We start from the raw sequence: 12,681 nt of genomic DNA, 5'->3' as shown, positions 1-12,681 counted from the left end.
GCAGCCCAATTACGCATGCTTCGGGCCGTTCACGCTACTTAGGTAGAGATGGTGAAAACCTGTTATTCGCTGCGCTTACTTACCAATCAACTGTTCGAGTTTGAATAAAGAGAAAGGTCGCCAGTTAGATATTGTGGTTAAACGGCAATCCCCCATTAAAAACAGGGGATTACCGGGTCAATTCTGTGAGGATTATTTCCCTACGCTGATGAGATGGGCGCGGCTTTGATTAAGCTCATAGATTTTGCCGTTCATTTCCAGGATATTGAAGTGGTGGGTCAGCCTCTCCAAGAGGACGTCGGTCAAACGTTCTGTGCATTAGGTTTGGTCCACTCTTCGAACATGGAAAATCGGGCAATCACGTGATCGCTTTATCGATAAAACCGAGCGTCGTTGCATTTTCAGTCAAAGTTCTCACTTTCGAGCGATCAAGACCCGAAGAAACTTCCGCATCAATTTCCAACCGGAGAGATACTTCAGCTCCCGGGATGGTGGTTAATTGCTCAACAATCGCTTCAACAATTTGGGCCATGTCTCTAGCTGGGCGGTCAGCCGAGATCATTACCGTACCTTGAAACCTGGTTGGATCTTGGGGCGCTTCTGTCGCTTGGGCACCACGGTGCTCAGAACCATCGTCATCTTCCCCGCCTATGGTTGTCGGCTTTACCTGAGCATCAGTGGAAGTTACCGATGTGCCGGCTGCCCCTTCAGCCTGAGCCGGTATTTTCTTCGCTCTCGCTGTTTCTGCAGCCGTTGGCCGTACGATAACACTGTCAGCGTCAATTGTGACCGCAATGTTTCCAGCCCCTTCGATGGAGAGGCCGTAGTACTCGTTCTTAGAGCTATCGTAGTTTTCAGCATATGCGAAGGGGCCCGCCACCATTTGCGATATTGCAGAACGGATACAGCGAATGAGAGTATCCCGATCTTTCAGTCTTGGCAGGTAGGTATACCGGTTCAGGTATTCCCACAGGTCTTTGATGTGCAGGTGATCGCGATCATTCCAAATGTATTTTTCCAGTTCGCGGTTTAGGCGCTCTGGACCAATCTCAGGGAGAAGGGCTTCCTCACTGACGAGTTTTTTACTTGCCCGCCTCAGGAGGCCATCCTGGGCAGGAATGCGGGCCGATGAGAAGTAGACGTCAGTTTGCGCACTGTCCTGATAAGGGTAGATCAGATAAGCCCATGTTTCCTTAAGCCGTGTCTGAACGGTCTCCTTGGCTTCCAGAGCCTTGTCTTTCGCGAGCGACATCTCACTGGACTTGAGATCCAATCGACCGCTGCTCGCATCGCGAACTATCTCATCCCACGCCAATAGGGAACGCACAGCATCTTTCAAGTTGTCGAGTTGACGAGCATCCGCAGCCAGAAATACCAAAGTATTGCGATAGACGCGCGGCGTTGAGCCACGCTGAAGCAGGATGTCCTTTACTTCCGTCATTGCATCGGAGCTATCACGGCCATTGTGTGGATGCGCCACACCCAGAACCACGGCACGGACGCCACCTGCCTCATCCGGTACAGCTGCGGAGTTGTCAGGGGCTACCTGCACAGCGTCGAAGTTCCCTCGATCTGCAAGGCCATTGATGTATGTCGACAGGGCTTTGTCTATCTCGACAAGGACAAGGGCATCTTCGAGTTGTCCTGCCCTATCAGCGGCTATGCGGTTGAGGCTCGCAGACATAGAATACCAATATCGGCCCAGGTCACCATGCATGAACTTTGCTTGGTTGGTTAGGCGACGCAGTGCATCACCGAATATTGCGATCTTCTCTCCCGGCTGTACAACACCAAGGTTAATCTGTTTGTCGTCGAGGCCCTTATTTTCCTGAGAGTGCAGCGGCGCCGTACCCATGAATACCGTACGGGCTACGCGACGCGTGGCCGAGTAACGATTCAGGTTCGGTGCGGCTTGGTCGATCCTATATGGGGTCGAAGACGTGCCATCGATGTCGCCAGCAATGATCGACTGCCATGATGGGTCCAGGTAGTGCAAAAGCTCGGGTTCCACACGTTCGGAACTGATGGACACGCTTCCCGGCATGATCATGATAGACGGATCGCCGGACATCCAAAGCTCGTGAATGACCTGTGCCATGAGACGGAGAACGCCTCGTGTCCGTTGGAATTTCTCCAGAGACCCCCAAGCGGTATAGAGCTGGTCAAACAGGTCCGGATGAATCGGATAGGCCTTCTCCAGCTTCCGGCGGTAATCTTCGTCCGCACAGCCAAGCGGAAAATCGTTCGGGTTCTCTCGATATAACTTTGCGAACTGCTTCAGGGTGTTGTCGCGGTGACGGTAATTGTCACTCGGGATTTCCTTGAACAGACGCCGTCGCACAATTTCATAGCTTTCTTCCTGCGATGCCGGCCGCCAAGAACTTTCGACGCGGCTGAAGGTCTGTTTCAGGCGGGCCAAAGCTTCCTGCCCACCTTCACCGCCGACCTCAATCTGAGAGGCGGGCAGCGAGGCGACCAGTAACGTTTGCTGTGAAGCCTTCACGGCCTCGGTCAGCGCTTGAACAAATGACAGGTTTGCGTCGAACGAACCGGACGGCAGTCCCTCGATCTTGTAGATCTGGCGCAGGTAGGCGACCCATTCGTCGATCAGGATCAGACAGGGCGAGAACTTGTTGAAGATATCTTCCAACAGGTTCGAGCCCGGCGCTATACCGCGGGCATCGTTTTCCGCGATCATGTCGAAGCCAGCCTGACCACCAAGCTGCCATGCTAGCTCGCCCCAGGTCGTCTTGATGACCTGCCCTCCTTCTAGGGTGATGACGTCCTGCGGCCCCCGCGATGTTCCGACCAAGACAGCACGATTCACCTTCTCTGGGACATCCAGCCCGTTACCCGAAAGCAGCTGATCGAGGCCCGGCAGATCGTTGACACCGGTTTGTCCGGCCATGTGATAAAGCGCCAACATCGAGTGCGTCTTGCCTCCGCCGAAATTGGTTTGCAGTTCAACGACCGGATCACCACCGGCGCCGGACAGGCGCTTGGCCGCCCCCTTGAGCAAGGCGCTGAGGCCCTCAGTCAGATAGGTACGGCTGAAGAACTCGCGCGGGTCGCTGTATTCCTGCGCCGCCGTCCCCTTGTGGACCTTTGCAAGGTCAGCCGCGAACTCAGCCTGCTGAAACTCGCCGGTCGCTACGTCCTGATGTGGCTCCACAACTTCGCGCCAGGGCAGCAGGCCAGAAACCGTCTCTGTCGAAATCGTCGTGGAACTGCTTTTTTTGCGCTCCTCGTTCCGGGCAAGCTCTGTGAACTTGGTCCGCAGGATAGCCTCCCGCATCTTGCTGATCTCGTCGGCGCTGTCCCCAGCGCTCACAGCGTCAAGGATGCGGCGCATACTGTCCAGCGCCCGTTCCGCATCGTCATAGGAGAACTTACCGTCATGGGCGAGCTTGTTGCGGACGTCGATCAGCTCGTTGACGATCGACCGGTGCGTGCGATCCAGCACATCGCGGAACGCATCGTTCCAAAGGCGCTCCATGATCTGCAACAGCTTCTGGGTGTCGAGCGTGAACTTCCCGTTACCCTCCGGCCGCCAGTGCGGGAAGCGGGAGATCACCTCTTGCGGCCACCCCTTGCCAAGCCCCGCTTCAAGCCGCTGCATCACAAAAGGCTGCAAGCCCTTTTGCATATGCTCCATGCCTTCAAACACATATTGGCGCGTACTTTTTGCCATCTCAAATCACCTTCAAATATCCATACGGGTCTGGCGGTTTTTGTCGGTCACGTGGATCGTAGCCGCCAGACGGGTCAAATCAGTCCAAACAGCGATCAAGCCGTTGTAAGAGGTCGCCTCTTTTGCGTCCTGGCGTTTGTTGCCGCAGACGTCATAGAGGTAATAGGCCAGATCCTTAACGGTCTCGGCCCGCTCGCTTCCGATCTTCTTGAGCAGCTCCGCCGCGGCGTATTCACCCTCGTTTTCGAGCGTACGGATCAAATACTGGCAGCACTCCCAAATGGTCAGATGCGTGTCTTCCTCGGGGTCCCAATCTGGGTCGAGTTCCGCGCGCTTCAGGATACGGACCTTCCCGGCTGAACTTTCGATAATCCCGGCATGCTTGACGCTTTCAACCGAAATACCGCGCGCACGGGCAAGGTTGTCGGCCGCGCCATAGTCGCCTTTGGTGTAACCATTTTGCTCAAACCAGGTCGCGGCAAAGCGGGTGTCGGGGTCGAACTCGCCATGCAGGTCGTTCAGGAACTCGTCGAGCTCGGCATTGATCAGCTGCAGCGCGGTCTTGACCGTCATCGGGCTGTCGTCCGCTTCCAGCACCGCCTTGTAGCGGGAGAAGACCCCCATGCCAGGGCCAATGGCCGATTGTGGCATGTCAGCAGGGGAGACGTTGGCGGCTTGCAGCTCGCCGATGGCTGGTGGGAGTTCGCGTTTCAGGGCGCGGATGAACTCAGCTCGGGTGATTGTCTCCGCTGTTTCTTCTTTCTTCCGACAAACGAGCACCACCGAGTTTGCCAATGCGTTGGTACCAGACGCGATCATGCGGTTGGCCATTTCTGTACGCAAAGGCCATGTGCCGACGACAGCATATCCAGCTTCGACGACAGCCTGCAGGAACGTCGCCCAACCAGTTGAGCTGATACCTTCGTCTCTAATCTCACTTTGTTTGAACGCGTAGTAGATAGTTGCAGGAACTTCGTCAGAAGATTGCTGCGCCATATTGGCAATTGCACGGCTCATGCCTTCCAGGAAGTGGACTTCCGCAGCATCTTTGCCGCCGTGTCGGTACGGTGTCGCAACCAACTCTTCGGATTTGGGCGTAGCAAGGACACCAAACAAGTCAGGGAAAACTGGCTTGATAACCGGCTTCATCCAACAAAAGAAAAAATCGGACAAATCGGCATAGCCAATGTTGTCGTAGTACGGTGGATCAGTGGAGATCACCGTATTTTCGGGATACTTAACCGTCTGTGCATCATGTTGAATCTCTTTACCGAACACAGATGGCATATAATTTTCGACAGCTTTCCATGTCCACTCAACACATGGTTCCCAGCTACCTGTAGATCCAGAGAATGGGTTACCTTCGGCAAAATCCCAAGTCATGGGAATTGCCTGCCTGCCGAAAGTGTTTCTAAGACTTGACCTGCTGGAATCCCATGAGCAAATCGTGCTGCCGCGATCGGCCATTTTTGTTATAGCAAACGAAGAGTACACGCTGATTGCTTCGGCATAGGCTTTTGCTCCGCAGCCGCCATCTCGAAGCGGGGTAGCATCATCCAGTCTTCCTGCGGCTAGTGCATCACCCTCAATTTGAGCGCGGGCTTCATGCACCAGATCGCTGAACGTATTGAGTGCGACCAACTGGCGATCTGTGAACAGATCTCCAAAAGTCTCCATCCCGTATGCAGGCGGCGAAAACCATCGCGGGTTGTCTGGTTGCCTTTGATTTGGCTTCCAACTCGGACTTGCCGTCGCCGCAGAACTTTCCTGAAAATCGTTTGGCTGAACAAAAATACGCCCGACCTTGCCCTCAGCGACCACCGCGATCAATGTCTGCCCCATTGTACCAGACTTCCCGCTGGATGTGACATGCTGCGGAGTGATCGCCGTATCTGACATTAGACAACGGAAATGGGCACCGCGCCCCTGCTTGGTGCCTTCTTTCGCTTTGGCCCAGTCTTCTTTGGTGCCGCCAGTGCGGATTTCATAAGTGATAGTTTTCGATGCACGATCAACAATCGGCTCGATCCACGTTTCTTTCCCCTTCTTTGAACTCAACAAAAAGCTGGAAGCAATCGGCACATGCACATCTGCAAAGGCTGGGTCCGGGCTTGGCACGGTCCGCGCCCAAATCCAAGCGATCACTGTCGCCTCGCCGCCACCCTGTTCCTGCGGCAGGTCAACCTTCGGGTATAGATGCCCAATGCGTTCAAACGCCTTCTCGCGCATCCACTCGCCATAGTATTTCACATCCTCGGCCAGTCCTTCGGCATTGCGATAGAATGACCGGTCTTTGATGCCCGGATGGATCGGCTCAATATCCTTAAACTTCGGCGGGATCTCGATCATAGCCTTGCCGATCATCACCGCCACCGGGTTCAGGTCGGACCCATAGGCAGGCAGCCCCAGCCGCTGCGCCTCCAGCGGGATCGACCCACCGCCCGAGAACGGGTCATAGACCGGCGGCAGCTCACCACCGCAGCTGGCGCGGATCTCGGCCCGTGCGCGTTCCAGCACCTCTTCGTTGGTCGAATTCTCCCACTTCACCAGATCCTCGATGATCTCGAACAGCCGCTTACGCTCGGCCTCCACGTCCTCCTCGGTAGGGAACTTGTCCGGATGGCTTGATGGGTCGTCCACCAGCTGCGCAAACAGCACCGCCCGACACGCAGCCAACGGCCGCCGCGCCCACCACAGGTGCAGCGTGGATGGGTGCCCATGTCGGATCGACTTCTCCCGCGCCGAGGCCGCATTGATCGCTTCAAGAGGGATGGCGACCTCGATGAGTTTCTTTTTGTAGGGTGTCGTCATACTTGTCATCTTTCAAATGTCGCCCGGCCGGGCGGGGTCAGGACGAACACGAGTTCATCGTTGACTGTCTGACCAGAGATCAGACCTTGGTCCAGCAGCGATTTTATAAGGCCCTTGTCCGGGTAGCGGCGCTGCCCGTCAGCCAGATCGAAGATCGCGGGGAAGCCGTTGGGTGGTAAAGGATCAGGGCAGTGACTTGCTAGCTCAAGATAGAAAGGCACTGCGGCAAATTTGCGCGCAGTGTCGGCCCTGCGCTCTCTGCGCGGGCTGCTGCGCCACGACTGGACATCGTGGATGTCGCGCACACTGGTCGTTTTCGTAAGCGGCTTGCTGGCACCGGCATAGCTGTCGGCGATGATCTGTTCTGCGTGTTGCGTCCGAATGGCGGTTCTCATCGTTTTGTTCCAGTCATTGAGGTGCTCCGGCCCGATCAAGCAGTTTTTTGATGTTGAACTGGATCGCATTCTGATCAAATGGTGGCTCACGGGTATCCAACGCACCTCGAAGGTAGCGCGGCTCTGCTGCGTACCCGCCTTTGACCTGCACAATCGCCAGAATAAACTTATCGGGCTCATGAAGCGATGTGATGATTTCCTGTCGCGTCAGCATCACTGTGTCCGCGCCGTCGATCCGACCTTTGACCTCGATAAACCGCATGTGGTTGGTTTGCGGATCGAACGAAGCGATGTCGTAGCCAATCTTGCGAGCTGACACGTCCTCGGGCTCGTTTCCAAGGGCGCGCTCGGCTGCCATGACGGCATTCATCGCCTTCAACTCTATCGCGCGGCGGGCTTCTGGGTCTTCGGAGAAGCCACTGGGCTTGGCAGAGCTGCCCTTGTTCAGGAGTAGGCCCCTCGGCACCACAACCATACCGCCCCGGACGCGCGGGGGCTGGGACGTGATGAAGCGCTCCTGCTCGATCACCTCAAGACGGAGGCGCAGGCGTTCAGCCAGATCCTCGGCACGACGTTCTGCATTGCGCCAGTTCAGACGTACTTTCTTGCCCGCCTTTTCCTCTTCCTTCAGCTCGGCTGCGCGGGAATCCCAATAGTTGATCTCTTTCTTCAGCCGGGCTTTGACCTCGTGCTCGACCTTGTCGATCTCCGGAAGGCGCCGCTCGCGAACTTCGGCGACATGGCCTTGCGCAAGCTCGATGGTCGCATATTGGACCACGCGCTTCTCTAGGTCTGCTGTAAGCCAGGGGGAGCTGATCTCTGGTTGGACAGAAGCAATCTCTTCCGGTGTCGCTGCCCGCAGATTCAGGTGCGGCGCGATCCCTGCGTCATGGATTTCTCCTGCTTGATTGACCGTCGCGAATTGAAGTTTCTTTGAGACGATGTTGGCATTGCCTGCGTGACCAGAACGCCCATCCTGCACCGAGTGTTCCAGCAAGAAGAGGGCTTCGACTGCCGTCCCTTCGTCAGTATCGTCGACCAGCACGGCTCCCTGCTTCATAAGGTGATCATTCTGTTCACGGATGATACTGATCACCGCGTCCAACAAGGGATGTCCAGGATAAACGAAGGCTGCCACCGGCTGCTGGTTTATCTTCGATTTCTCGAAGCAAATTCTCTCGTACTTCTTCTGGATCGGTGCTCCGCGACCGATCTGGCGGTCCCGCTCCCTGATGATGAGCGGGACGTGGGTAATCTCCCATCGGCCTTCTTCACGCCTTTTAATCTGTCCGCCGAGTCGTTGAAACGCTTCGACGAAGAAGCTCTGGATATGGTGCGGTTGAAGGCGTTGGGCTTCAGCCTTCTCCATCGCTATTCGTAGCTCTTGGACTTGAGCCGCGGGCATCGTGTCGTTAGTGAGTTGTCGCTTCTGCAGAAGGGTCAGAAGGTGGCTCTGATCCACCGCGCCATCGACCGCATTATAGAGGCGCGCCTTCACATCCTCATCGTCATTGTACTGGATAGCTTCCAGAAGCAGGTCTCGAAGCGGCCTATCTTCAAACAGTTCGCCAAGGACGTCATAGACCCGTCCACCTAGAGCCTCGCGGGCAGCTTCCAATTTTTCGAGCAGGCGCGCATAAACGTCGCCTTCACGGGTGTCCTTCGCAACAAGGTTCCAGAGGTGGCAGACCTCGGTTTGCCCGATCCGATGGATGCGACCGAACCGCTGCTCGATCTTGTTCGGGTTCCAGGGCAGGTCATAATTCACCATCAGGTGTCCACGCTGAAGGTTGACGCCTTCCCCCGCCGCATCGTTGGCAATAAGGACAAGCATGTCCCTGTCCTGCATAAAGCGTTCGACAACCTTGCGACGCTCTTCCCGCGTTACGCCGCCATAGATCACATCCACGGCATCGGGTTTTCCGAGGCGCGCCGTCACCTTATTGCGGAGGTATTCGAGCGTGTCTTTCGGCTCCGTAAAAATAATCAACTTACGACGATGCCCGTCAGTATCGAGCATCAGATCATCGTCGAGAATCTTGTCGAGTTGCTGCCATTTTGTGTCGTGCCCGGAATGCAGGACGCGAAGGGCCATACCCTCCAACCCTTCCAGGGTTTCGACCTCGATCTCCAACTGCTCGGCCGTCTCCGCACTGGTAGCACTGGTTGCAATCAGATCCTCCATCTCGTCAATTTCGTCCTGGCCATACTCGTCCGTGTTGGTCAGCAGGTCTTGGTTGACCTTGGGCTGTGCAAGGCCTGCCACCTCACCTTTTGCTGCAAGCCGAACGTCGCTCAGCTCTGCCTCAAGTCGCTCTCGGCGTCGCTTGAGAGACTGATAGATTGCGGCAGGGCTGGAGGCTAGACGCCGCTGAAGGATTTGCAAAGCGAAGCCGACGTTGTTCTTTTTACGCCCGTCGGTTTCTGCGAACCGCAAAACGCGATTCATCTCGTCGCGGACATAATCAGTTACGGCGGTGTATAGAGCTGCCTCTTCCGGAGAGAGGTCGTATTTAACTGTATAGGCACGTCGTTCTGGAAACAACGGGCGACCGTCAAACCGCAGCAGTTCTTCTTTGGTCAGACGACGCATCATGTCTTCCACGTCAGCGACATGGACGCCGTCCCGGAAGCGACCCTCAAAACGGTCGCCGTCCAAGAGAGCCATGAAAAGTTGGAAATCGCGTTCTTTGCCGTTATGCGGGGTGGCCGACATCAACAGGAAGTGGCGGCAGACTTGCCCTAGCTTCTGTCCAAGCTGATAACGTTTAGTGAATTTGGCCTCGCTGCCAAAGAATGTCGCGGACATCCGGTGGGCTTCGTCAGCGATAATCAAATCCCATTCAGTCGACTTGAGGAGCTTTTCCTGAAGATCCTCATTGCGGGCCAAGACGTCTAAACGGGCAATCATCCTGTTACAGTCATTGAATGGATTGCCGGAGCGGGAGCTTTCGATCATGTCCTTACTCAGGATATCAAACTCCAAACCGAATTTTTCTCCAAGTTCATCCTGCCATTGTTCGACCAAGCTACCGGGGGCTACCACCAGGCATCTTTCAAGGTCGCTACGAGCAATAAGCTCTTTTATCAACAGACCGGCCATGATGGTTTTTCCCGCGCCGGGATCATCAGCCAGCAGGAAGCGCAAAGGTTGCCGTGGCAACATCTCTCCATACACCGCAGAAATCTGATGAGGGAGAGGGTCGACCTGGCTGGTATGGATCGCGAGATACGGATCGAAGAAATGGGCCAGCTTGATACGGTTTGCTTCGGTTACTAGCCGTAAGAGAGCACCATCAGCATCGAACGACCAATTCCGACCCGCGGATTGAACATCAAGGCGATGTTCATCGTCACGGTAAATCGTCGTCTCAGAAACTGACCCGTTCCCTTGCCGAAATACGACGTTGATAGCTTGGTTGCCGATCCATTCAACAGATACCACTTCCACGGCATTACCGGGTGTTACCCCAGAGACGCGCCCACCCGGTTTGATGTCTTCAAGTTTTGTCATTGCGGGTCTCGTCCGATTTCAAAAGAGTTCGAGGATAAGGTTATGGTTCAGAGTCATGTAGCGCCCCTCATCTGTTTGAGGAGGTCGGAGGGGCCCGTGAGAATGATGTGTTGCTGATGAGCGGGACGAGCCTCGACTGGTGTATCGAGCCCCAGTCGTTTCAACGTGTAGAAGAGCATGCTCTTACGCACTTCGAGCTGCGCGCGTCCGTTGGTCATTTCGTAATCAAGTTCGACCACTCGCCTTTGAGCTTCGGACAGATCCGGGTGCGGGCCAACCTCGAGGGTGATATTGGTATTCCAATCTACGTCTTCGCAGCACCCAACAGGTGAACTTTGCTCGACAATTTTCGCTCTAACTATCCGGCTAATAACGAAATCTCGGAACTCTTCTGCATCAAAACAATAGGCGCGTACATGCCATCTAAATCCATCAAAACAAAGCGCATGCGGAGCAATGGTTCGCTCTTTGGGTTCCGGAGCAGACATTGACTGGTATAGGGTACGCACATGTCGCCCTGAATCTATGGCCTGCATCAACAGCCGCAGCGTTTCGGCCTTAACGCCTCTGACCGGAATTGGTGGAGAAAATACCTCCGGAGTCAGAGAATACCATGATGCATCTGGAATTGCCTCCCCGCGAGACATTGCCACTAAGTCATTCAAATACGTTGATGGATTAAGCTGCGCGTATTTGGGCGCAAACCCTTCAATAGGAACGTAAGTTTTTGCGCTCAGGTCATACACGATGTTTTCGGGATGTTCGTTCTTATAGGCGTTTATCTCTTTCGAAGCTTGTGCTCTTGAAAGATCGAAAGTGCTCATCAAATCCGACAAGCCAAGATGGCCACACCAAAACAATTGGTGCTCTATGTACGCTCGGCGACGATGCGTTGCCCACTGCGTCCGATTGTGTTGAATCGCTTTCCCCATAGCGGCAGCCTAATGATCATGTGTGGATGGGTCTACAGTTAAGATGGATGTTGGCACTTGGAATGAGCCACTATACCCTGACTGGTATAAACGTGCGGCATTCGGAAGCACTAGGAATTTATGTTTGCGAAAAGAAATCATGAGGAGCAAGTATATGCGCTACAATTCGGAGGGCACAAATCGTTACCTTTCTACTTTGACAGATGCATATGCTATCAGTGTTCTGAATTCTGTTGAATATTTAGATGCATATCGCGCTTTGCTTTTGTTTGCTCAGAGCGTCAAAGATGATGATCGACATGATGGGTTGTTGAGTCTAGCCTTCGCTGCTTATGGTTGGATGCCAACAATTTTAGGGCAATGTGATATGGCTTTATTCAAATCACAAAAACCGATTTGTGAAATTAGAGCACTAGACAACAAATGCGAGGCTAGGAAATTCTTAGTAAGCATGGGAGACAAGGCTCCCATTAATGGGTCTTGGGTTGGAACAAGCAAGGTAATGCACTTTCTCAACCCCAAGTTATTTCCAATCTGGGACAGCCGTGTAGCAAAGAACTTCGATCTGAGGTGGCCATACCAAATAAATAGTAAGCGAAACTATCTATGCTATTTTGACTTCGTACATATAGAAATCTTGAAAGACCATAGTTGGTTTGCGGTGGTTGAAAAAGAAATTAACGAAAAATATGACTATAGCCCCACACTGGTACGCTGTTTAGAGTTGATGCTTTTTGCACGTGAGCGAGGCGCAAGCCAAATTGCACCGAGATAATTGTATAGATCCAATGCTCTTTGCAATTGGGCAGATGAGCCCAAAAATAATGTGCGAAAAACCTAAGTTCATTTTCGTCAACTCAGCAGCATTTTGACCAACTTATAGGTTCTTGGCGATTTGAAAAACCAAGGAAACAAGGACACTCAGCGGCAAAAGCACCAGGTTTCATTCAACTGAATCAATTTGCCTGACTCAAAGCCTACACAATTCGAGCGCATTCTAGTTTGCGAAAATTTAAAACGCGCTTTTAAACGTATTTTATTGTTTAGTATCATTGGCTTGACTCAAAATCCGCACTGTGGTTTTGGAGCGCCGAAAGATTCGTTCAGGCCTTCCGGAAACCATAGTTGAGCGGGTCCCGATTTGTGTGTTTTCTCGTGAGTGAGCCTCGGCTGACATGATCTGACTGCCAGACCAGATATGCCGATCTCAGCTGTCGCCCGCCACGCGCCCAGCTCTCCGCTGAAACCGGTGATCAACGGGACACAGTCCTGATCATCGCGTGCGTCCTACCCTTATCCAACCCGCCCCGGCGTGAATGTGTTTCATGTCGGCTGGCG

The 12,681-nt window shown here is 54.0% G+C and carries 6 protein-coding genes and 1 pseudogene; 1 reads left to right on the top strand and 6 read right to left on the bottom strand.

Annotated elements, in window-relative coordinates:
• Window positions 1-192 precede the first annotated feature (192 nt).
• From KO492_RS18935 to KO492_RS09170, 6 genes and pseudogenes are all read right to left on the bottom strand, one after another.
• Window positions 193-341: pseudogene (locus KO492_RS18935) on the bottom strand (ATP-binding protein); the annotation flags it as partial.
• Between the two features lie 17 nt (window positions 342-358).
• The gene (locus KO492_RS09190) at window positions 359-3,691 is read right to left on the bottom strand and encodes a DUF499 domain-containing protein (RefSeq protein WP_216044688.1); all 3,333 of its coding nucleotides are present in this window, start codon (window positions 3,689-3,691) and stop codon (window positions 359-361) included.
• A gap of 12 nt (window positions 3,692-3,703) precedes the next feature.
• A complete protein-coding gene (locus KO492_RS09185) occupies window positions 3,704-6,502 on the bottom strand; it encodes a DUF1156 domain-containing protein (protein WP_216044687.1) in 2,799 nt (932 codons plus the stop codon).
• A gap of 5 nt (window positions 6,503-6,507) precedes the next feature.
• On the bottom strand, window positions 6,508-6,897 hold the full coding sequence (locus KO492_RS09180) for a hypothetical protein (RefSeq protein ID WP_216044686.1): 390 nt from the start codon (window positions 6,895-6,897) through the stop codon (window positions 6,508-6,510).
• A gap of 13 nt (window positions 6,898-6,910) precedes the next feature.
• Window positions 6,911-10,411 carry a protein NO VEIN domain-containing protein gene (locus tag KO492_RS09175; RefSeq protein ID WP_216044685.1) on the bottom strand — a complete coding sequence of 1,167 codons (3,501 nt, stop codon included), beginning with the start codon at window positions 10,409-10,411 and terminating at the stop codon, window positions 6,911-6,913.
• Between the two features lie 53 nt (window positions 10,412-10,464).
• Window positions 10,465-11,235, bottom strand: coding sequence for a WYL domain-containing protein (locus tag KO492_RS09170; protein ID WP_216044684.1), 771 nt, complete (start codon window positions 11,233-11,235; stop codon window positions 10,465-10,467).
• A 262-nt stretch (window positions 11,236-11,497) separates the two neighbouring features.
• Here KO492_RS09170 and KO492_RS09165 point away from each other — a divergent pair, with 262 nt between their 5' ends.
• Window positions 11,498-12,118: a hypothetical protein gene (locus tag KO492_RS09165; RefSeq protein ID WP_216044683.1), complete on the top strand. Its 621-nt coding sequence runs from the start codon at window positions 11,498-11,500 to the stop codon at window positions 12,116-12,118.
• The last annotated feature ends 563 nt before the right edge of the window (window positions 12,119-12,681 follow it).

Source organism: Celeribacter halophilus (assembly GCF_018860305.1).
In the GTDB taxonomy this organism is placed as follows: Bacteria; Pseudomonadota; Alphaproteobacteria; order Rhodobacterales; family Rhodobacteraceae; genus Celeribacter; species Celeribacter halophilus_A.
The sequence above is the reverse complement of the archived record's forward strand: the minus strand, read 5'-3'. Positions and strand labels throughout refer to the sequence as shown.